16 protein-coding genes and 1 pseudogene are annotated in these 21,498 nt (G+C 40.8%); 11 read left to right on the plus strand and 6 right to left on the minus strand.

What is annotated here, in order from left to right; genetic code table 11:
* Positions 1–110 precede the first annotated feature (110 nt).
* Positions 111–1,838, plus strand: coding sequence for a DUF885 domain-containing protein (locus BM380_RS05840; protein WP_090493484.1), 1,728 nt, complete (start codon positions 111–113; stop codon positions 1,836–1,838).
* A 131-nt stretch (positions 1,839–1,969) separates the two neighbouring features.
* On the plus strand, positions 1,970–3,280 hold the full coding sequence (locus tag BM380_RS05845; protein WP_090493486.1) for a DASH family cryptochrome: 1,311 nt from the start codon (positions 1,970–1,972) through the stop codon (positions 3,278–3,280).
* A 40-nt stretch (positions 3,281–3,320) separates the two neighbouring features.
* On the opposite strand, the gene BM380_RS05850 is transcribed toward BM380_RS05845, so the two are convergent.
* The 3 genes from BM380_RS05850 to BM380_RS05860 all read right to left on the minus strand — a co-directional run bounded on the left by BM380_RS05850 (position 3,321) and on the right by BM380_RS05860 (position 6,796).
* Entirely contained in the window at positions 3,321–3,779 is a 459-nt protein-coding gene (locus BM380_RS05850; protein ID WP_090493593.1) for a TlpA family protein disulfide reductase, read from the minus strand.
* Positions 3,780–3,841: 62 nt separating this feature from the next.
* Positions 3,842–5,797 (minus strand): hypothetical protein, encoded by a 1,956-nt coding sequence (locus BM380_RS05855; protein WP_090493489.1) that lies wholly within the window; start codon positions 5,795–5,797, stop codon positions 3,842–3,844.
* 120 nt (positions 5,798–5,917) lie between these two features.
* Positions 5,918–6,796 (minus strand): LysR family transcriptional regulator, encoded by an 879-nt coding sequence (locus BM380_RS05860; RefSeq protein ID WP_090493491.1) that lies wholly within the window; start codon positions 6,794–6,796, stop codon positions 5,918–5,920.
* Positions 6,797–6,892: 96 nt separating this feature from the next.
* Between BM380_RS05860 and BM380_RS05865 the strand changes: the two genes are divergently transcribed.
* Genes BM380_RS05865 through BM380_RS05880 form a run of 4 tightly spaced genes read left to right on the plus strand, consistent with a single transcriptional unit; the run spans position 6,893 to position 12,701 of the window.
* Positions 6,893–8,461: an NADH-quinone oxidoreductase subunit L gene (locus BM380_RS05865; protein WP_090493493.1), complete on the plus strand. Its 1,569-nt coding sequence runs from the start codon at positions 6,893–6,895 to the stop codon at positions 8,459–8,461.
* Positions 8,458–10,884, plus strand: coding sequence for a DUF2309 domain-containing protein (locus BM380_RS05870; RefSeq protein ID WP_090493495.1), 2,427 nt, complete (start codon positions 8,458–8,460; stop codon positions 10,882–10,884). Before BM380_RS05865 ends, BM380_RS05870 begins: the two co-directional genes overlap by 4 nt.
* A gap of 48 nt (positions 10,885–10,932) precedes the next feature.
* On the plus strand, positions 10,933–11,685 hold the full coding sequence (locus BM380_RS05875) for a DUF6671 family protein (protein WP_254772054.1): 753 nt from the start codon (positions 10,933–10,935) through the stop codon (positions 11,683–11,685).
* Between the two features lie 8 nt (positions 11,686–11,693).
* Positions 11,694–12,701 (plus strand): L-threonylcarbamoyladenylate synthase, encoded by a 1,008-nt coding sequence (locus tag BM380_RS05880; RefSeq protein WP_090493499.1) that lies wholly within the window; start codon positions 11,694–11,696, stop codon positions 12,699–12,701.
* A gap of 1 nt (position 12,702) precedes the next feature.
* Here the strand turns inward: BM380_RS05880 and BM380_RS05885 are convergent, their stop codons facing one another.
* The gene (locus BM380_RS05885) at positions 12,703–14,958 is read right to left on the minus strand and encodes a bifunctional diguanylate cyclase/phosphodiesterase (RefSeq protein ID WP_013462914.1); all 2,256 of its coding nucleotides are present in this window, start codon (positions 14,956–14,958) and stop codon (positions 12,703–12,705) included.
* Positions 14,959–15,387: 429 nt separating this feature from the next.
* Between BM380_RS05885 and BM380_RS05890 the strand changes: the two genes are divergently transcribed.
* Positions 15,388–15,873, plus strand: a complete 486-nt coding sequence (locus BM380_RS05890) for a hypothetical protein (RefSeq protein WP_090493501.1) — start codon at positions 15,388–15,390, stop codon at positions 15,871–15,873.
* Between the two features lie 36 nt (positions 15,874–15,909).
* Here BM380_RS05890 and BM380_RS05895 read toward each other — a convergent pair whose 3' ends face one another.
* A complete protein-coding gene (locus BM380_RS05895; protein WP_013462912.1) occupies positions 15,910–17,115 on the minus strand; it encodes an anhydro-N-acetylmuramic acid kinase in 1,206 nt (401 codons plus the stop codon).
* A gap of 153 nt (positions 17,116–17,268) precedes the next feature.
* Here BM380_RS05895 and BM380_RS05900 point away from each other — a divergent pair.
* From BM380_RS05900 to BM380_RS05915, 4 genes and pseudogenes are all read left to right on the plus strand, one after another.
* Positions 17,269–17,577 (plus strand): annotated as a pseudogene (locus BM380_RS05900) (GNAT family N-acetyltransferase); the annotation flags it as partial.
* 275 nt (positions 17,578–17,852) lie between these two features.
* A complete protein-coding gene (locus tag BM380_RS05905) occupies positions 17,853–18,029 on the plus strand; it encodes a GNAT family N-acetyltransferase (RefSeq protein ID WP_013462910.1) in 177 nt (58 codons plus the stop codon).
* A gap of 172 nt (positions 18,030–18,201) precedes the next feature.
* Positions 18,202–19,230: an NADP-dependent oxidoreductase gene (locus BM380_RS05910; RefSeq protein WP_090493503.1), complete on the plus strand. Its 1,029-nt coding sequence runs from the start codon at positions 18,202–18,204 to the stop codon at positions 19,228–19,230.
* 48 nt (positions 19,231–19,278) lie between these two features.
* Complete coding sequence (locus tag BM380_RS05915; RefSeq protein WP_016899137.1) at positions 19,279–19,896, plus strand: glutathione S-transferase family protein; 618 nt, start codon at positions 19,279–19,281, stop codon at positions 19,894–19,896.
* 51 nt (positions 19,897–19,947) lie between these two features.
* On the opposite strand, the gene BM380_RS05920 is transcribed toward BM380_RS05915, so the two are convergent.
* A complete protein-coding gene (locus BM380_RS05920) occupies positions 19,948–21,483 on the minus strand; it encodes an HD domain-containing phosphohydrolase (RefSeq protein WP_033103016.1) in 1,536 nt (511 codons plus the stop codon).
* Positions 21,484–21,498: the final 15 nt, after the last annotated feature.

Consider the following 21,498-nt stretch of genomic DNA (forward strand, 5'->3'; position numbering starts at 1 on the left):
AAACACACGCCTTAATGTTATAAAACAACGCATTAATTGAGTGAACTTGTTATTATCATAAAATCAGCGCGCATAAGTAATAATTAAAATTTTAAAAAGTGAAATTCAACATGCTAAAAAAAACAATCTTAGCTATTACCTTAGCAGCCACCTCGCTGCCAAGCTTAGCCGACAGTAACAGCGACTTAACAACCATTATTGATAACCATTGGCAAAATGCCAAAGCTGAGAAAATATTTTTTAGAACCGATCCTGATGGTTGGAAGCCCAACGGCACCCTACCCGATTGGAGCGAGCAAGCCATTGCGAAGCGCCAAGCTTACAACAACAGCGTACTAAAAAACTTAGCCAGCATTGATCCTAAAACGCTCAACAGCGAGCAGTTAATGAACTACCGCTTGTTTAAATATGAGCGAGAAACCGAGCAGCAAAGCTACCTTTACCAAGATAAATACTTTCCGGTTAATTTTTTAAGTGGCTGGCATACTTACTTTGCAGAAGCGCCGGCTAACATGGCCTTTTTAACCACCGAGGATTACGATGCATTTTTAATCAGCCTTAGTGATTACCCGCGCTTTAATCAGCAAAACATTAATTTAATGAAGCAAGGCATTCAAACTGGTTTTACCCACTACTGCGAAACGTTTAAAAATTATGGCCAAAGTATTAGCGCCCATATAGTTATACAACCTGAGAATAGCGCCTTATATGAGCCATTTACCCGTATCCCTAATACATTTAGCGCAGCGCAAAAAGAAACTTACCAAAATAAAGCTAAAGCGTTAATTGCCTCAAAAGTCGTGCCTGCTTACGAGCACTTTTATGACTTTTTTGAAAACGAATATATGCCACATTGTAGAGCGCAGCCCGGTATTGCAAGCATCAAAGGGGGCCTTGATTATTACAAATATACAGTAAATTATTACACCACAACAAATGCGACCCCCAAGCAAATCCATGAGCTTGGCCTTAAAGAAGTGGCACGCATCAAAGCGCAAATGCAAAGTATTATTGATAAAGTTGGCTTTGATGGCAGCTATAGCGAGTTTTTAGAACTTTTGGCAACCGATGAGCAATTTTACGCAACCGATCCCCAAGACTTGCTCGAAAAAACCGCCTTTATAACCCAAAAAATGTATGGCAAACTCCCTACTTACTTTGGCCACTTACCGCGCAATACTTTTACTATTAAAGGCTCAGCGAGTCGTGGCGCATTTTATATGCCACCGCCAGATAATCGTTCACCGGGGACTTACTTTTTAGCCTCAACTCCAAAACTGCAGCCTTTATATAATTTAGAAGCACTTAGCCTACACGAAGCCATACCTGGGCATCATTTACAAAACGCCATTGCGATGGAGTTAGACGTTCCTGAGTTTAGACGCACACTGAGCCACTCTGCTTTTGGCGAAGGCTGGGCACTTTATACAGAGCGTTTAGGTAAAGAAGCGGGCTTTTACCAAAGCCCATACAGTGACTTTGGCCGTTTAGGCTACGAAATGTGGCGCGCTGTGCGCTTAGTGGTTGATACCGGTATTCATGCCTTTGGCTGGAGCCGCCAAAAGGCGATTGATTATTTGGCTGATCATACCGCTTTGCCACAAAGCGCAGTGGAAGATCAAATAGACCGCTATATTTCTTGGCCAGGCCAAGCGCTTTCATACAAAATGGGCGAAATTAAAATACGCGAACTACGTGCCAAAGCAGAAAAACAGCTAGGCGCAAAATTTGATATTCGCAGCTTCCACGATACCGTTATTGGTCAAGGTTCACTCCCTATGGCGGTACTAGAAGATGTAATTAATGACTGGATAGCACAGCAAAAATCAGCTATCTAAAATACAACGGAAACAAATTGAGAGGCGGTATTGTTACCGCCTCTTTTTAAAGCCCTATTAAACACCTCAAAACTAATCCCTACCCGCTTTTGCTTCGTAAAGTTAATGATTTTAAAAACCAGAGCTTAAGTATGAAAAAACGTATTCTGTATTGGCTGCAAAATGATTTGCGCATTGATGACAACCCCATACTCAATGATTTATCACAACAACAATGTGAACTTGATCTCGTATTTGTGATCAATCCTGCTTGGTTTAAAAGCAATAACTATCAACAAAAACCCTATGGTGTACATAAACAACGCTTTCTAATGCAAAGCCTATACGAGCTACAGGAGTCTGTTTTAGGGCTTGGCCAAACCTTGCATATTTTAGAAGGCGATCCGGTAAGGGTATTAACACAGCGTATTAATGAGCTTGGCATTGATGAAGTTGTTTATAGCGAGCAAATAGGCGTTTATGAGCAACGCCAAATTACCGCGCTTAAATCGAAATGCGCTACTGTGGTATTTAAATCTGTGATGCAAGATACCTTATATCAACAGCAACAACTGCCCTTTGAACTTACTGATTTACCAACCGGCTTTACCCCTTTTAGAAAAAAAATCGAAGCCACTGGTATCAGTTTATCCGCAGTGCCATTCTCAGCAAAAAGACTTCCACCGCCTATTATTTTATGTGCTAAACAGCCTATATCAGAGCCGCCAACAGGAAACCCTTTACTCCAAGGTGGACACAAAGCCGGCCTTGCGCATTGTCTACAGTACTTTTCATCAGCTTTACCAAGCAGCTATAAAATCACCCGTAATGAGCTGGATGGCTTTGATAACTCGACTAAATTTAGTAGCTGGCTGGCTTTTGGTTGTATTAGTGCCAAGCAAATTTTTTGTGCAGTAGATGCTTATGAAGCGCAGCATGGGGAAAATGAATCAACATACTGGATCAAGTTTGAATTGCTCTGGCGTGAGTATTTTAAGTGGCATGCAATTAATGTGAAGCATCAGTTATTTACTTTTAAAGGTAAAAAACAAAGCTCGCCACTTACCACTTTTAGCCCGAACCGTTTTGCAAAATGGTGCCAAGGCAGTACCCCATTTCCGCTAGTTAACGCTATTATGAAAGAGCTTAACGCAACGGGCTTTATCACTAACCGTTCACGACAAATTGCAGCCAGCTGTTTGGTCAACGAACTACAACTAGACTGGCGCTATGGCGCTGCTTACTTTGAACAACAACTTATTGATTACGATGTAGCCGCTAATTGGGGCAACTGGCAATATATTGCTGGGGTTGGGGTCGATCCGCGCGGTGGGCGACACTTTAATTTGGCAAAACAAACCCAGCAATACGACCCACACGGTGAATATATTGCCAAATGGCAAGGGAATGAGCACTGCGATGCACAATTAGATGACTTAGACGCCGCTGATTGGCCAGTGTAAAAATAAAACCTCGAACATAATACTGGCTAGCTGACTCTCGTTATAAGCCCAAGGTTAGATCTTGGGCGAGAGTGCCGCTGGGTTTTTCTACTACGCGGTTAACTTCAACCCCGTTATGCTTAATAATAAAAGTGGGGGTATATTGTAAGTCATGCGCTAGCGCAATACCTGCCTCATCACGTTTGTCATAACCTACAGTAACAAAGGTTATTTTCGAAAGTTCAACCTTAGACTCATCAAGTAACTTTATTAATCGAGGTACTTCGCGAGCACTGTCATGACACCAGCTACCTAAAAGCACTAACAACTCTTTACCTGCTAATTTTTGCATCAATGCAACGTCTTGCGGTGTAGGCGAGAATGTTTGGTATTGCTTAGCAAATTTATCGTGCTCGCTTAATAAACGCTTAGCAGTCATAGCGTCCGAGTGTGGTTTGAACGTTGCATTCGCTGCCAGTGGTAGAGTCAAAATAAAGAGTAAAATTAATTGTTTAAACATAACCTTATACTTAAATAGTGTTTTAGCTACTATACCCACAATCGAGCTTAAGTAAATAACAGTTACTTGCTTTTATCCATAAAATCATCCACTTGTGATAAAACGGCTAAGTACTCACGTTTGGCTTCTTTGTTTTGTTCTAATTTATCTAAGTCACCGATTAACGTTACTAATTGCGTATGTGAATAACTCGATGTTGTTCTAAACTCGTTCGACGCCCCCACACCACTGAGTCGTTTTCTTTCATCCATACGATGACTATCTTCATTTTTCTCGAGCCAAATATCATTAATAAGACGAATATTACTCTCACTGGTGGTGGTTTCTTTCAATTCTTTTTTTAGCTCGTATTGAGATATTTCGGGATTAAACTGATACACTTTTTTATCTACATCCACCTCATGAGCCTGATCAAGGGCAACCAATTCGTTATTTTTTACAGCGGTACCAATAGTGTAATTTTCTTGTTTGTCATAATAATCAGGGGGGATATCAGAGCGGTTACCTTCTTCATAATTAAAACGCGTGCTCGCCGTTTTATCTTGAGTAACTCCAGTTAACCCTGCTGATTTTTGGTGTTCTGTATTTTGACTCAGCTTTGTGGTGCTTGTTGCTATGTAATCACCTTGATCCATTGCAAAAGAGAATTTTGCATCAAAATCAGCTAACTTAGAAATCCCGTCGCCTAGGGAGTTTTTATCACTACTTCCTAGTCCTTGATAGCGTGGATCACGGGTGATCATATTGTCAACTAAATCAGCTACCAGCTCGCGTCCGTTAGTAAACTGCTGTGTAGCAACTGACTCTATTTGACTATAGCGCTCAGCGGCTGATGACATACTACTAAACGCACTTTTAAAAACAGCGAGCCCTTGTTTCATCACTTCATCACTTTTGTGACCAAACGCCGAACGCGTACTTTTCTCTGAGCTATTGAGCTGGCTATCTTCTAAACTTTTATCAAGCGCTTTTATGTATTGCTGCATTTGGCTTTTATCTTGAGCGCCAATGGTTGACATATCGAGCGAAAAATCAATATTGTTTTGTCCGTTTACCGATTCGAACTCCAGTATTTGCTGCTCAGAATCTTCATCAAGGGTATAGCTTAAATTAAGCTCATTATCTGTTCCGAGCATCGCTCCATCAGCATCGACAGTATTTCCCTCTGACGTTGAAAAATACAAATCAAAACCCGAAAGTTCTTTGTTATCAAAATTGCTTAGAAAGCTTAAATCTAAATCAGCTTGGTTTGCGGGTACGTAACGACTGTAAGCGCTTTGTTTGGCCTTAAAAAATTCATCCGCCATTTCACCAACACCAGAAAGTACTTGCGTTAATGCTTGATGTTCAGCCTCAGATAAGTCGCCATCTACTTCATAACTTACGCTAAATTCGTCAGTGGTTTCGCCGGTTTCTTCATCGTAACCTTGCGCAGAATGAAAAGTGATTTTAATAACATCACCTTCTTTGGTTTTTACCGACAGCTCAAATCCATAGTTATCATCATCCTCATATCGCTCGCGGTTAAAACTTTCCATGAAAGGGTTAAGTGAGCGTTCAACACGCTGTTGGCTAGATGCTAAAAATGTTTTTTGATTAAATCCCAGTTGCCCCAAGTTTGATAAAATATCGCTAGTGTTAGCATAAGCGCCTTGAATATTTTTTACCGAGCTGTTTAAACGCTCAATTAACTGATCACTACGTTCGTTTTTTAATAAGCCCTCTTGCTGAGAGCTGATAACCGTTCGCAGCGCAACCTCTTCACTGGAGAGTTTATAATTTGAGCCACTGGGTGCGCTGGAAATCGTGAGTAACGAGGATAATTGCTGATTAAGTATTTCATCGACTTGTTCGTCACTAAACTGACTGAGCATTTCATCAGTGATTGTTGCCGTGCTTGGCGCTAAGTGAGCACGCGATTGTAAGCCTGTGGACACATTGCTGTGGTTTGAATTATTGACTGATTGGGCAAGCAACGCATTTAGGTTAGCATAATTTCCTTGTAGTTTATTAACCATGATTATCCTTAATCTTCAGTACAATTAAGTACTTTGTCGGCCATCTAATTAAAACCTTTAATTCTTTTTTTTATTATTCAAGCATAAAATATTTTAATAAAAACGTTAGTTTAAAAGTAATTAACAGGTTTTGGCAAGCAACGACTTTAATATATCAGGTACAAATTTGCGCTGTGCGGTAATGGCATAAAAGTGCTCAAATGCATCAGGTAAACGTTGGTATTCAACTAATAGGCCTTGTTCTATTTCATCTTTTACGACGACTGAGGGCAATACCGATAGTGCACCACTATCACGGGCAAGTAATCGCAGCATAGCCATATCATCAGCCTCTGCTTTTATTTTTGGCTGATACTGCCAGCGGGCACACAAAGCATTAAATGAGTCTCTAATCGCGGAGGTTTTACTGGGTAGCACCCATTGTGCAACTGTGTAACCGGTAGGAAATTGGCCACGTATTTTTTTATCAGCTGGACCCACTATGGCTAATGGCTGGCGAGATACCAACTGACTCTGCCAAAGCTGATCGTAATGCTCAAGCCCGATGGGTTTATTAGTTAAAACTAAATCCAGTTCGTGTTCTGCCAAGCCATTTAACAGCCCATCCATACGCCCTGCAGTAAGCGAAAAGCGTACTTCGTCGTTACTCATTAAAGGGTTAATAAATTCCTCGATAAAGTTACGAGAGAGCGTATTAAGCACCCCTATTGATAAATGCTGAGTTTGGGAAATCACCCCTTTATGAATAAAAGACGACAGTTCTTCGCCCTTAGTGAATATATCGTTGGCGTACATTTGCACCCGCTTTCCCATATCGGTTAACGCCAAAGTACGTCCTTTGCGTTCAAATAACTCAATATTAATGGTGTGCTCTAGCTGTTTAATTTGAGTGGAGAGTGCTGACTGCGATAAATGCAGCTCTTTAGCGGCTTGGGTCAAGTTACCAATTCGGGCAACAGACCAAAAATAATACAAGTGATGGTAGTTCAAACGGCTCATTATAGTTCTCTTTTATAGAACGTTTATATGCATTATATCTATTTTTATTTAGTTATCTAGTTTGTCATACTCCAATAACTAAATAAGGAGCACTGAATGAGCGAGTATATTATTTCGTTATTATTACTAATGATGCCATTAAGCACATTTTTAGCGGCGTGGCTAATTGGCCGACAACCTTGTGCCTCAAATGGCAATGTACTGTTTAAAGTGATGCTATTTAATAGTGTTGCATTTATCAGTGCCGTTGCACTTTATCGTATTTATGCCTTTGATTTACTGAGTTTCTTATCGCTCTCAGTGACCCGCGCTATTATGCTAGGACTAATCCTGTTCATAACGCTAATATTAATTCGGTTTTGCAAACACTATATGCAAGGTGAGCCACGTGTAAACTACTTTTGGCGCTGGCTGCTATTAACCGTAACCGCAGTGATGATTGTAGTTATGAGCAATCACTTAGCGCTATTTTGGCTAGGCTGGGTGGCAATTAGTTTAGCACTGCATAAACTATTAATGTTTTATCCTGAGCGCCCTCGTGCGGTACTCGCCGCTCATAAAAAGTTTATTGTGGCACGCGTAGCTGAATCCTTATTACTCGTCGCATTTATTATATTATCGGTTACTCACAATAGCCTATACATTAGCGATATCACTACTTTTTATCACATCACCACACTACCGCTATCTTTGGCTGAACAACTCGCGGCCTTTTTAATCGCTTTTGCAGCTTTAATCAAATGTGCTCAGTTGCCTATGCATGGCTGGCTAATCAAAGTGGTTGAGGTGCCTACACCCGTCAGTGCCTTATTGCATGCTGGGGTGATAAATTTAGGTGGCTTTTTATTAATTTTATTTGCGCCTTTGTTTATTCAAGCTGCGGCTGCACAGTGGTTAATTTTAATTATTGCTGGTTTAACTACGGTGATCAGCGCTTTGATAATGACTACCCGAATAAGCGTTAAAGTAAGGCTTGCTTGGTCTACCAGTGCGCAAATGGGATTAATGCTCATAGAATGTGCGCTGGGATTATTTGAACTGGCTCTGCTTCACCTTGTTACTCATTCAACCTATAAAGCCTTTGCATTTTTAAACTCAGGCAACGGTGTAAACGAAGATCTGATTCGCCGCCACATTCCAAAACAATCACCCACGTGCTTTGCTTGGTTAACGGGGGCATTGGTGTCGATTACCCTAGTTAGCGCTGCATGGACCATTAGTGGCTATCAAGGCGCGGTCAGTGTGTGGCTACTTTTAGCATCGGCTTTAACTATTTTACTGGCCAACCAACATGGCGCTTCTAGCGTGCAAACTCACAGTAAAAAACTGCTAGTCGCACTATTAGTTGTTATTAGTTATGTGGTTGCTAAAAATATATTTACTTTAGCACTAGAGCTTGAGCAGTGGCGCGAAGCTGCATTTAGCCTCGCCGATAGCTGGGTAATAGCCCTTATTTTAACGTTAATGATTGCCAGCTACTTTTTACGCTACCAGTCTTGGCGACCACAGGTTAAATCACTTTCCACCCTATTATTTGCAGGTTTGTATTTAGATGAGTGGTTTACGCGGTTAACCCTAAAAATATGGCCGATAAATTTACCTAATAATGGCCACACCGATTTAAAAAATCATGCAGCTGGAATCACCGTTGAGGAATCAAAATGAGCAATCAAACGCATTCAAATCACACGGCATTATCGTTAAGTGACACTGAAAACAACATACTTAATAAAGTATGCGGTTACATAGCACCAAACTGGCCTTTAGATCAGATGATTGCCGTTAACCCATTTTGGGAAATGCGCCACCTTCCTATTGAAGATGTAAGCGCACGCATTGATACCTTATGTAATGCCAATATGCTCATGCCTAAAGACTTTTATCAGCACAAGTACGACAACGGCATTATTACTGATAACCACTTAGCCGATGCAGCCAAGTTACTTAACAGTGACTTTACGCATGAGCAACTCATAAAAACCCTTCACATTGATGTTCCTTTAGTGGATTGGCACAACATTGCAGATTTACTCGACCAGCAGCGCAATAAACATAAAATGGCTTGGCATGATGAAATCACCCATCAATTGAGCCAGTTTTGTGCCGCGCATTATCAGCAGCTTGGCCCTATGCTTCATGGTGATGACACATCATCACAATCACCTTTATATCGCCATTGGTTAACCGTTATTCAAGCGGATAAAGGCATTAGTATTGTAATGGATGAAAAGCATTTAAATGGCTACTTTAAGCGACTGCCCACTTGCGCTGATGAACTGATTGCACTAACACTCTCAACCCTTAATATAGATAACGACTCGTTAGAGTTATATGCTCATTCGCTGCTTTTAGATATTAATGGTTGGGCATCGTGGTTGGCGTATTTACGATTCCAAGGCCAACTTTACGCTAAACCCAAAGATGATATGAAACAGCTACTGGCCATGCGAATGGCATGGGACTTGGTTATTTGGCAGTATCTGGCAGATCATGATAGTGCTTCATTTAAACAACTACAAAGTCAGTGGCAGCAAGAAAAGTCACTCGTAATTGAGCGCCTGCATGCACACAAATTGGCACAAAAGCCATTATGGGTGTGGGCAAAAGCACTGGAGCTGAGCTATCAATACCCGCTTAATCATGCGCTACAAAACGCCACTAAAACGCCAGTGAACAACGCTCAATTACAAGCAGTGTTTTGTATTGATGTACGCTCAGAGGTTATTCGCCGCGCGCTTGAATCGCAAAGTAAAAATATAGAAACCTTCGGCTTTGCCGGTTTTTTTGGCTTGCCACTAGAATATCAAGAAAATGGTAGTGCAATTACTCGTCCTCAACTACCAGGGCTACTCAAACCAGCCATACATGCCACACAAACACACAAAGACGCGGCGCTTGAAGCATCTCGTCAAAATAGTGCTACATGGCAAAGTTGGTCAAAATCAGCCCCCTCATCGTTTTCTATGGTTGAATCAGCAGGCTGGCTGTATGCATTTAAATTAATAAAAAATACCTTTTTATCTAAAGGTAAAGCTAAAAAGTGCGCAACCACCGACTGGCAATTAACACAAAACCAGCAACAACTGACCCTAAAAGACAAAACCGACTTAGCTCAAAAAGTGCTTAACACCTTAGGAATAAAAGAGTTTGCGCCGCATGTTATGTTGGTAGGTCACGCCAGTCATACAACTAATAACTTGCACAGCGCTGGCCTAGAATGTGGAGCCTGTGGCGGGCAAAGTGGCGAAGTTAATGTACGCGTGCTGGCTAACTTACTAAACGATACCCAAGTGCGCCAAGCGCTTAAAGAGCGAGGGCTAACACTGGCACAGAGCACGCAATTTATTGCCGCTATTCATAACACAACCACGGATGTCATCACCGCTTACGATACCGAGCTTAATGACAATCTAAAAAAATGGCTAACCGTTGCCACGCAAACCGCTCAGCAAGAACGCTTAGTAAATATCGACCCACAGTTAGTTAATAAAACCGCGGATGAAATTAACCATGCTTATCATCAGCGTGCCCGCGATTGGTCGCAAGTACGCCCAGAATGGGGGCTTGCTAATAACGCCGCCTTTATTGTTGCACCACGAGCATGGACTCGCAGTGTTAACTTACAAGGACGCTGTTTTTTACATGATTATGAATGGGAAAACGATAACGAATTTGCGGTATTAGAACTGATTATGACCGCCCCCATGATAGTAACCCATTGGATCAATAGTCAATATAATGCCTCGGTTACCGACAACCATAAATACGGCAGTGGTAATAAAATACTCCACAATGCAGTCGGCGGTAATATTGGATTATTTGAAGGAAATGGCGGTGACCTTCGTATTGGCTTAGCCATGCAGTCACTGCACAATGGGGAAAAATGGATGCACGAACCAATTCGCCTTAATGTATATATTGCTGCGCCGCAATCGGCAATCGCGGCAATTTATAACAAACATGTCATGGTGAAGGAGCTGATTGATAACCATTGGCTCACTCTCATTCGCTGGGGCGATGATAATACCCTAGAGCAGTTCGAAAATGGACATTTCTCAACTATTTCAGCCTCTAATGAGCCAATATAAGCTATGCCAAAGATAGTCATTGCTACTAAACATAAAAAGGCACCTTTAGTGGCCCCTGCTCTAGAGCCACTTGGTTTTGAGGTATTCACTACTGATTTATTTGATACCGATACACTTGGGATGTTTAGTCACGAAGTACAACGTCATGGTAGTGCCAACACAGCGGCACTGACAAAAGCTCAGCGCGCATGTGAACTCACAGGCGAGCAATTTGGGCTTGGCAGTGAAGGCAGTTTTGGGGGTGGGCCATACCCGGGTTTAATGAACTGGGACGAAGAAGTTATTTGTTTTTACGATAAACACAATAACAATGCTATTTATGGATATGCTGGCGGGCCATTTTCGCCCAGCAGCTTAAGCATTAGCAGTGGAACCAGTGCTGAATCAATCGCTACTGCATGTCAGCGCTATGAAAACCAGCATTGGATACTTGACGACACCCAAACGCTTCATAAAGGGCTTAGCATAGAAGCGCTTATTGCTTTGTATACAGAAAAAACGCCAAGCACAGGTACAATCACGCCTGATCTGAGGGCCATGTATAGCCCGCAACGCCAAGTAATTATTAGCCGAGCTGCAGAAGATCTTGCAAGGCGATTATCATCAACATGCCCACAGTGCCAAAATCCTAACTTTGTTGCTAAACAGGTCACAAAAGGCTTGCCCTGTGAGCTATGTAATATGCCAACAGAACAAATGAAATCAACTACTTCAGTGTGTGATAGTTGCGGCTTTAGCCACATTGAAACGAATAAAAAACGCGTTGCTGATGCAACATATTGCCAGTTTTGTAATCCTTAAGAGTTATTATGACATCATTACAACCTACTCAATTATTGAATACTGAAGAGCGTATTAACCAAGCCGTGGCACTATTAAAAGCGGGCGAATGCGTTGCCTTACCCACAGAAACTGTATATGGCCTTGCTGCCGATGCGAGCAATAGTGATGCTGTAGCAAAAATATTTGCCGCTAAAGGGCGCCCAACAAACCACCCATTAATTGTGCATATTCCTGAACTATCACATGTGCACTACTGGGCAAAAAATGTAAATAAGGCAGCGATTACACTTGCTGAAGCCTTTTGGCCAGGCCCGCTCACACTTATTTTAAATGCAAAAGATAATTTAAATAGCCCTGTAACAGGTGGCTTGAATAGCATTGGTTTACGCGTACCAGCACATCCGCAATTTTTAGCCGTTTTAAAACAATTAAATACTGGGCTTGCAGCTCCCTCAGCTAATCGCTACAAACAACTAAGCCCAATAAACACAGCCCATGTTATGCGCGATTTAAATGGCCGAATTAGCGCAGTATTAGAGGGCGGTCAATGTGATGTGGGTATTGAATCAACGATTGTTGATGCCACCACTGAGCAGCTTCGCATTTTACGCCCAGGACCTATATCCGCTGCAGATATTTTGCAAAAAACCGGACTGAATGTCACTACACCGCTTTCACACAATGAGGCAGTGCCTGGTAATGTAAAGGCGCATTATCAGCCACATGCTCCTGCAACACTTATTAATAGCGCAGACTTTCCAAGTGTTTTGGGTAACACTCCCCATTTGCAAACACATTATTTAATCTATTCAACCAAGGCAGAGCAACAGTTATTAGCTAATCACATTTCGCCTCAGTATATTACTAAGCTTAGTGCTTGCCCTGTTGAGTATGCTAAAAACATGTATAAAACGCTGCATCATATCGATGAGACAACACCGATGAATATTTATATCGAAAAGCCGCCAGTAAGCAGTAAGTGGGGGGCTGTGAATGACCGCCTTAGCCGTGCCACCACAGTATTTGCAGGATAAGTTAATTAACCGTTAGGTATTCAATAACCGTTGCTGCTGCCACTGGTTTATAAAAGTAATACCCCTGAAAACGTTTACAGCCAATATCAACTAACATATCAAACTGTGCCTGTTCTTCCACGCCCTCAGCTATAACACTTAAGTTATGGCTGTTGGCAATGGCAATAATACTTTGCACCATACTATTTGATTTAGAGTCCACCAAAATATCATCAACAAAGCTCTTATCTATTTTCAGTTCATCTATCGGTAAGCGTCTCAAAAGACTCAGTGATGAATAGCCTGTGCCAAAATCATCCATTGAAAAGCGTATTCCACGTGACTTTAAGCTCTTAATCGTATCAATCACATGTTCAAGATTATCCATAAAGAGGGATTCTGTTATTTCTAAAATGATACTTTGCGCAGTAACATTGTGCGTCTCTAAACTGTGTAATAATGTAGGAATAAATACACTACTTTGAAATTGCATTACTGAAATGTTTATTGCCAATTCAAGAGGGGTATCGCTGTGTTGCTGCATTTTTGCAAACTCACCAATAGATCGCGCTAAAACAAAGTCACCAATTTTAAAAATTAAATCACTTTGCTCTGCAATAGCAATAAACTCAGCGGGTGATACCATACCAAGCTCACCATCTTGCCAACGAATGAGTGCCTCCATAGCATGGATTTTACCCTGTTCATTTACTTGGCACTGATACGCCATAGACAATGACTGCTCGTTTAACGCCATATTAAGCCGCTCTTCTACTTTTAAACGACGTAAGTAAGCTTGTTTAATATCAGCATGATAATGACACAGCCATTGGCCGGTATCTTTTGCCCATTGATTCGCTAAATGCGCACTTCGTACGAGCTTGCTCTTTGTTATACCATGCTCTGGATAACAGGCTATGCCCACACTTATATTAAGTAATCGTTCACTATTGTTGGTTTCATATTGCTGGATTGCTGACTCTAAAATATGCTCGAATGCACGTCTGTTTTGCTCATCAAAAGTGTGAGGTGCAATAATACAAAATTCATTCCCACTATTTCTAAATACTAAATAGGGTGATAAAAATGTTGTTTTTAAAAAGCCAGCAAAGGTTTTTATCGCTTTATCGCCAAACTCCATGCCAAAGCGATTATTCATAGAACGCAAGTTGGTAATGTTAATGATTGCTAAGCTAAACGATGTTTCTTTTTTCTCTTCAAAGCTATCTCGTAACGCTTTTCGATTTGGGAGTTTGGTCAAATCATCATGTCTTGAAAGATGGAATAGCTCATCAATACGCTTTTTTTCAGCACGTGCAATAAGCCTAAAACCAAAAAATAGCACCATACAAATAAACACATAAACTAGGACATACAAGCCAACTTTCCAATAATACAGATTTTTTATTGGTTGCATCGCCATTTGTGACAGAGTCCACAACTGATAACGGTTATCAAATTTTGCTGAGGTGATATACGGTTTGCCTTTTACCGTCGTTTCTATGCTAAACACTTCCTCGGAAGATTTAAGTGTTTGCTTTGTTTTACCTGTTTGCTCTATCAAAGCATTACCCGATAACCCCAATGCCTCTTTAGTCTGGGTTTTTATATAACTTGCTATATCTGCATCTCTAACCGAGCTGTATTGAATAAAGCCATCTATTTCTCTTGCTAGCATGATGTAATCATCACGATTACTTTGCAAAATATTTAAGTACTTAGTCCCTCTCGACACCGCCATACCTGCCGTCATAACCGCGATTACTGTGCCGCTCTTATCGCGTAATGCTTTTCTTATTGGGATCACCCACTCTTGTAAAGATTCATTAAAGTAAGTCTGTCCTAATACCATTTTGTCTGATACGAGGGTTTGCGCAAAGCTTTGGCGTGTATTTTTATTTTCTTTCAGGTTGATCATGGTTGAAGCGTTTAAGTTTGAGCTGTAATAAATAATCTCGCCTTGCGGATTAAACAGTCCAAAGCCTAATAACACGGGATTTTCTAGCAAAATATTATCAAGAAGTTTAATTGTCGACGTTTTTTCATGTAAATTATTATTAGAGAGAATATCTCTACCAATTAAATCTAGCATCAGCTCTTTATTTCTAAGGGTGCTTTTAAGTGCTTGCGCAGAAAATTCCACACGATTTTGGGAGCTCGTGCGGTAATCTTTTTTGATGTTTTTCCACTCGTAAACCAAAAGCACGCTTAATAAAATTAAGCCACCCAACAGCAAAAAACAGAAGAGTTTCCATAAATTATTTTTTATTAGTGCCATCTAATTCTCACAACCCCGCCACAACCTGTTTGGTAGTGTGTTATGTATTTGGGCTCTTAAATGCACTTTATGGCTAGCTTGGTTTTTTTTCAAGCAATTTTATTGCAAAATTAAGAAAACACACACAAATAAACACCTTTAATTAACAATAAAAGTAACATTAATTAACAACCGGCAAGCTCGATAAAAGCATTATTGTTATTGCTAAGCTAAGGCCTCGTTGTATCCTTGCATTTAATAAACGATATTATTAAGCGACCATTGTAGTTTATTTATTAAATATAATATTGATTTAAAACAATAGCTTTAGTTGTAAAATGTAATTTAAACCAGCCCATGTATGAAGTCGCTTTGTTTAGTCATAATTTTGCAATAATGATCGGTAATAATAGCTGTATTATTAATCAAAAATAGCATTTGAAGCCCCTCATGAGCGAATCTATAGTGCAACTTACTTTTGCACTTCCGTCATTTGAAGATCCTATGTCTGCGGCAATGAGCCACAGCATGGAATTTGAAACGCTATCGCAGGATGCTAACAGTCAGCATCAAATCACACTGCAATGCGTTTTACCTGAGGCTGCTCATGAAAGTGATATTATTTCACTCAGCGCAACTGAGCCAAATGCACGAGCGGCTCAATACTACACAGAAAAAACACTCAATTTATCTGATTTAGAACAAGGGCGAGTCAACCTGACTTTGAGTCAAATAGCACATAGTCATGATTTTGTGATGCAAATGATTTTGCATGGTAAGCACGGCACGTTAAAAAATAGTTTGCAGTTTGATATGCATATTAACCAATTTGGTAGTGGTTATACTCCACCTGCAACTTATATAGCGCCGCCTAGGCCGCATCGGGTACGTCAGTATTTCGCTAATATGGGAACAGCTTTACTTTCGCTTTTTTAGTTATTGGCGCACACTTTTCCACTGGTTTTTTATTACTCAATCAGCAAAGCTCACTTTACCCATAGTGATATCTAAAATACCTTGGTTGTTATTATTTAAGCCTTGACGTTGCCCTGCCAAACATTCATTTGCCAAAATAGCAAACAGCACGGCCTCTTTGGCATCAGGATTTACGCCTAAATTCTCGGTGTTTTTAAACGCCTTAATGTTTGGGCAGTGCATCAGTAATTGCTCCATTAATAATGGATTATGAATACCTCCACCACTGGCATATACTACACAGTCTTGAGTATGTTGAGCACAGTCATTTAACGCCTTGGCAATCGTAGTGGCAGAAAGGGCATTTAAAGTCGCTAAAACATCTTCGTGGTTTAGTCTTTGTGTCGTTGAATGCATTTGTGCCGCCCGTAAATAAGCTAAATTAAACACCTCAGGTCCGGTTGTTTTAGGCAGAGGTAATTTAAAAAACGCGTTATCTGTAAGCGCAGCAAGAAGCTTTGTATTCACTTTACCAGCTTTGGCAAGTTTAGCTCCCTCATCATAATGGAGCCCTTTAAAATAATGCTGTACATAAGCATCCATAATAGTATTGCCAGGGCCAATGTCAGAGCTAAAGACCGCTCCAGTATCGCCGTTTTTAGGTAAAAATGTTAAATTAGCAATGCCCCCCATGTTGAGTAAAATACGATTTTCATTTGGGCTGGCAAAAAACAAATAATCTCCATACACAGCTAATGGTGCGCCTTCACCACCAGCAGCAATATGCTTTTGCCTAAAGTCACCTATCGTGGTAATGCCTGTAGTAACCGCTATTTGATCGCTGTCGCCAATTTGTAGCGTGCCATTTTTAAAATCGTGGTGGTTATGTTGGGATTGCGGGCAGTGATAAATAGTTTGCCCGTGACTGGCTATTACATCAATATCGGCTGGATTTACTTGCCACAGTGCTAAACACTGATTAACCATAGCACCATGGAGTTTACCTACCCACGGATGTAACAAAGTCAGCACTTCTAAATCGCATTCGCGCTTAGCAAACACCTGTTTTATTTTAGTTTTATACTCGTCGTTGTACTCAACCGTGGTGAATTTTAATACCTCTATTTGGGTATGCAAACCCGCTCCGGTTATTTTACATAGCGCCACATCTAAACCATCTAAAGAGGTGCCACTCATTAGGCCAATAATTAAACGACTGGGCTTTTTAGCGCTATTATAAAGGGCGGCAATGTGTGGGTGCATAGTGACTCTGTGTAGGTACTTTTTATTATATTTTAAAAGAGTTTAAAGCAAAGTTATAGCTGTATACACTTTAATTTTAAAAAGATAGTTTCATTGTTTAAACGCCTAAAGCTTGCTAGGTTATTGGTTGATAATAATAAACTTATTTACCATATGATGATTTTACGTGAGTTCAAGCAACACGATACCTTTCAAATAGTAACCATTTTGAACGATAAGCAAGTAGCACGCTATTTATCCTCTAAAATTCCATTTCCGTATACGCAGGCAGATGCGAATTGGTGGGTAAACGAGGGAGCAAAATGTGGCATCATTAAAGCCATCGAAGTTGATGGCCTGTGCGTTGGGTGTATTGGTATTACTCCTGGTGAATTTGAGTATAGCCGCAGTGGCGAAATAGGCTATTGGCTTAGTCAGCAATATTGGGGGCAAGGTATTATCACCCAAGCCATTGGGTTGATTATTAGGGTCTGTTGACCTTTCAAGGTTAAATTTGCAACAGTCTGTTTGGTATTTAGGCAAGGCAGAGCCTATGAGGTGTGGTTATTCCACATAAATAGGCGATAACGCAGCATTAATGCTAAACAGGCGCTGCCCTTCGGGTTCTGCCTAGGGGCTATTTACTCTTTGTTGCTCGGTTTTGACTTAGCCCACTAGGTTACAAACCTCGCGCCGCGATTAAACCGCCCCTAGTTTGAACAAATTGTAATCCGCAAAGGTCAACAGACCCTAAAGAAGTGTTTAAAAGTACTAATTTAAACCGTATTTATGCGGCTGTATTTGCTGGTAATGCGGGCTCAATAAAGGCGCTGCTTAAAAGTGGCTTTAATACCGAGGCTATTTTAAAACAAGCAATTTATAAAAATGGTCACTATTTTGATAGCCATATATTTAGCATGCTAAAAACAGAGTAATTATTCTAATTAAATGTTTGCAAAGGTTGAATTAACCCCCTCTCGCCCAAAGCTCGTGTATCAAGGTACAAATTTTATCTGCCTATCCGCGCATTATTGTTGAGCCGTGTATTGTTTTAAAGCTTAAACATTCGGTAATAGGTGGTTTTTTCACTTTATTTTGGAGATTTTTATGTCTACAACTAGCCGTCAATTTACTTTAGCCTCGCGCCCACATGGCGCCCCTACCAATGACAACTTTGAATTTAAAAGCAAAGAGCTTCCATCGTTAAAAGAGGGCGAAGTACTGCTGCGTACAATTTACTTATCACTAGACCCCTACATGCGTGGCCGTATGAGCGATGCTAAATCGTACGCCGATCCTGTCGAAATTGGTGATGTAATGGTTGGTGCAACGGTGTGCCAAGTAGAAACATCTAAAAACGATAAATTTAGCGAAGGCGAATGGGTATTAGCGTACACAGGTTGGCAAACTTACGCCATCTCAAATGGCGAAGGCTTAATGTCATTAGGTAAAGAACCAACAAACCCTTCATACGCATTGGGTATTATGGGTATGCCTGGCTTTACCGCCTACATGGGTTTACTCGATATTGGCGCCCCTAAAGCAGGTGAAACCGTAGTCGTTGCTGCTGCAACGGGGCCTGTCGGTGCAACGGTTGGCCAAATTGCTAAAATTAAAGGCTGTAAAGTGGTTGGAGTTGCCGGTGGCAGCGAAAAATGTGCTCATGCCGTTGAAAAGCTAGGCTTTGATGCCTGTATTGATCACAAAGCCGATGACTTTGCCGAACAATTAGAAAAAGCATGTGACCAAGGTATTGATGTTTATTATGAAAATGTGGGCGGAAAAGTGTTTGACGCCGTATTACCTTTGCTTAATACCTCAGCGCGCGTGCCTATCTGTGGTTTGGTATCGCAATATAATGCGACCAGCTTGCCTGAGGGCCCAGACCGCATGGGCATGCTAATGGGGCAATTACTAACTAAGCGCATCAAAATGCAAGGCTTTATTATTTTTGATGATTATGGCCACCGCTATGACGAATTTGCAAACGACATGCAAAAATGGCTACAAGACGGAAAAATTCAATACCGCGAACATCTAGTAGAAGGCATTGAAAACACCATCAGTGCATTTAACGATATGATCAGTGGGAAGAACTTTGGTAAAACCGTAGTAAAGATTAACAGCCCACTATAATAACATTCAGGCTGTGTTGTAATTCAACACAGCTCAATAAGGAAGAAAATGATTAAACTACACCATTTAAATAAATCTCGCTCTAAACGTATTATTTGGTTACTAGAAGAGCTTGAGGTCGATTACGAAATTGTTGCTTACCAGCGTAACACTGAGACTTTTTTAGCCCCTGATGAGCTTAAAAATGTGCATCCGCTGGGTAAATCGCCAGTTATAGAAGATGATGGCTTAGTGATTGCCGAGTCTGGCGCTATCACAGATTACCTGATCACTAAATATGGCAAAGGTAAATTTGCCCCAAAAGCAGGCACCCCTGATTACGTTGACTACCAGCAATGGCTACATTTTGCAGAAAGCTCAGCAATTTTACCGCTTTTACTCAAAATGTTTGTGCAAAAAGATGGTGCTAAAACCCAGTTTTTAGAGGGCTATGCTGATGCAGAAACCGCTAAAGTGATTAGCTATTTTAACAGCCGTCTTGAAGGCAAGCGTTATTTAGTGGGCGAGACCCTAACCGGTGCCGATTTTATGATGTCGTTTATTGTTGAAATCGTTAAAAATGCAGGCCAGTTAGAGCACTTTAAAAACCTGGTTAAATACGATGAGCAATTACAATCTCATGAAAAATTTCATACCGCTAACGAGTTAGAAGCCAAGTACGACTAACTTACCTTTCGCTTTGATTGTGGTTTCACAGTCAAAGCGATACCCGCTTTTCTACTCAGGTCTATCAAGATAAATTTGTTTAAAATCATTAAAATGTGCTTCAAAAAGTGCAACTAAGTTTGGATCAAAATGATTACCTGCACCTTTAATTATTTCCGCTTTTGCGTCATCCATACTCCAAGGCTCTTTATAACAACGGCGACAACATAACGCATCAAACACATCAGCAATCGCAGTAATTCGTCCCTCTAAACTGATTTCTTGCTGTTTTTTTGCGTGCGGATAACCGGCTCCATCCCAACGCTCGTGATGATCAATCGCAATGTTTGCAGCCATATCAATAACAGGATTAGCTGTCCCTTTGAGAATTTCCCAGCCCTTAGTGGTATGCTGTTTCATAATTTCCCACTCGTCAGCATCTAATTTTGCCGGCTTGTTTAAAATGAGATCTGGTACACCTACCTTTCCTACATCATGTAATTGCGCAGCTAGGCTAATTTTATCGCAGTACGCTTGATTTTGATTATGCAGCTGCGCGAGTAATTTTGCATATAAGCCAACCCTAATTACGTGAGATCCCGTTTCCTTGGAGCGCGACTCCATGGCACCTCCCATCAGTGAAATAGCCAGCTGCTGGGTTTCTTCAATTGAATTAGCTAATAATAAACTTTCAAATGTGAGAACAACATTGCCCAAAAACAAGTCAACAAGCTGTTGCGCTTCTTTTTTAACCGGTTGCAATGATTGAAATGCGAGTATTGAATCTAGACCTTTTTGTGAATGATGAAAATAAACATAATGATCTTCTGCAATAAAATTCTGCTTGGTTTGTTTCGCCCTTAAAAAGTACTCTTGATGCTTTTTCGGAATACTATCAATACCACTTCCCGTGAACAGATGTATACCTGAGACTTCCCCTTCAATCATTTGCAACTTTTCATCTAACTGACAAATACCAAATACTTTAGGCGCATCAATATATAAATTGGCCGAGCTCATATTCAGTACAAGTTTTAACTCTTCCATGACAACAGAGGTAAACTCTACCAAGTCACCAATTTGGGTAATGGTAGAGATAGCTTTTATTAGTCTTTTTAAATTATAGCGGTGAGTTTGTAGCATACAAATATCGCGGTAGGCTCGTAAAGAGGTATAAAAAATCAATTCAAGATCTTGGCTTTGCAGTTGGCTCTTCGCTTTATAGCCATCAATATCATAATCGCGAATAACACTGCGCTCAGGCGCAACCCCAGGCTGGCCTGTTCGCAAAATAATTCGACTATAACCATTTTGTAAGTCTTGGCGAATAAATCGCGCAAGATCTAATCCTGCATGTTCTGTTTCCATTACGACATCTAGTAAAATTAATGCGTAACGTTCTGAGCTTTGTAGTTTCTCTTTCGCCTCAGATGCACTGTAAACACTGTGTAGTTCAACAGGGCGTTGCTCAAATTCAAAGCGCTTCATTGCAAGCTGAGTTACCTGATGCACCGAGTCATCGTCATCAACAATTAAGATTTTCCATGGCTTAGCATTGCTGTTGGCAACCGCTTTATCTGACACTACATCATCTTGTAACCACTCCATAAACACACCCTGCTA

It is taken from the genome of Pseudoalteromonas sp. DSM 26666 (assembly GCF_900116475.1).
Lineage (GTDB): Bacteria > Pseudomonadota > Gammaproteobacteria > Enterobacterales > Alteromonadaceae > Pseudoalteromonas > Pseudoalteromonas tetraodonis.

Excerpts from the sequence above, each read along its gene's own strand:
- BM380_RS05890 (WP_090493501.1), top strand. The coding sequence starts at position 15,388 with ATGAGCGAATCTATAGTGCAACTTACTTTTGCACTTCCGTCATTTGAA.
- BM380_RS05865 (WP_090493493.1), top strand. The coding sequence starts at position 6,893 with ATGAGCGAGTATATTATTTCGTTATTATTACTAATGATGCCATTAAGC.
- BM380_RS05910 (WP_090493503.1), top strand. The coding sequence starts at position 18,202 with ATGTCTACAACTAGCCGTCAATTTACTTTAGCCTCGCGCCCACATGGC.
- BM380_RS05920 (WP_033103016.1), bottom strand. The coding sequence starts at position 21,483 with ATGGAGTGGTTACAAGATGATGTAGTGTCAGATAAAGCGGTTGCCAAC.
- BM380_RS05850 (WP_090493593.1), bottom strand. The coding sequence starts at position 3,779 with ATGTTTAAACAATTAATTTTACTCTTTATTTTGACTCTACCACTGGCA.
- BM380_RS05880 (WP_090493499.1), top strand. The coding sequence starts at position 11,694 with ATGACATCATTACAACCTACTCAATTATTGAATACTGAAGAGCGTATT.
- BM380_RS05895 (WP_013462912.1), bottom strand. The coding sequence starts at position 17,115 with ATGCACCCACACATTGCCGCCCTTTATAATAGCGCTAAAAAGCCCAGT.
- BM380_RS05870 (WP_090493495.1), top strand. The coding sequence starts at position 8,458 with ATGAGCAATCAAACGCATTCAAATCACACGGCATTATCGTTAAGTGAC.
- BM380_RS05855 (WP_090493489.1), bottom strand. The coding sequence starts at position 5,797 with ATGGTTAATAAACTACAAGGAAATTATGCTAACCTAAATGCGTTGCTT.
- BM380_RS05840 (WP_090493484.1), top strand. The coding sequence starts at position 111 with ATGCTAAAAAAAACAATCTTAGCTATTACCTTAGCAGCCACCTCGCTG.
- BM380_RS05915 (WP_016899137.1), top strand. The coding sequence starts at position 19,279 with ATGATTAAACTACACCATTTAAATAAATCTCGCTCTAAACGTATTATT.
- BM380_RS05885 (WP_013462914.1), bottom strand. The coding sequence starts at position 14,958 with ATGGCACTAATAAAAAATAATTTATGGAAACTCTTCTGTTTTTTGCTG.
- BM380_RS05845 (WP_090493486.1), top strand. The coding sequence starts at position 1,970 with ATGAAAAAACGTATTCTGTATTGGCTGCAAAATGATTTGCGCATTGAT.
- BM380_RS05860 (WP_090493491.1), bottom strand. The coding sequence starts at position 6,796 with ATGAGCCGTTTGAACTACCATCACTTGTATTATTTTTGGTCTGTTGCC.